Below are 276 nucleotides of genomic sequence, written 5' to 3'. Positions count from 1 at the left end.
GTAGACCATTATTTGAGGCTGTACACAAGGCTAAAAAGTTTATTTCAATGAGTATACAATATACGCCTGAAATCGGCCGTGGTAGAGGTCCAGTGAATCATTTTGCATATTTAAAGAAAGAGGGATTAGACGATGAATTATCTAAATAAAATACGTATTGAAAACCCATTAACAATTTGTTATACAAACGATGTAGTTAAAAATTTTACAGCGAATGGTTTATTAAGTATTGGTGCTAGCCCTGCAATGAGTGAAGCTCCCGAAGAAGCTGAAGAA

General features: G+C 34.8%; 1 protein-coding gene. It reads left to right on the top strand.

Going from position 1 to position 276, the window contains the following annotated elements; genetic code table 11:
* Positions 1-132 precede the first annotated feature (132 nt).
* On the top strand, positions 133-276 hold a 144-nt coding region (locus VJI93_RS09455; RefSeq protein WP_442953998.1), incomplete at its 3' end, for a hydroxyethylthiazole kinase.

The organism is Parvimonas sp. M20 (assembly GCF_035282425.1).
Classification (GTDB): Bacteria; Bacillota; Clostridia; order Tissierellales; family Peptoniphilaceae; genus Parvimonas.
This window is presented reverse-complemented; position numbering and strand designations above follow the sequence as displayed.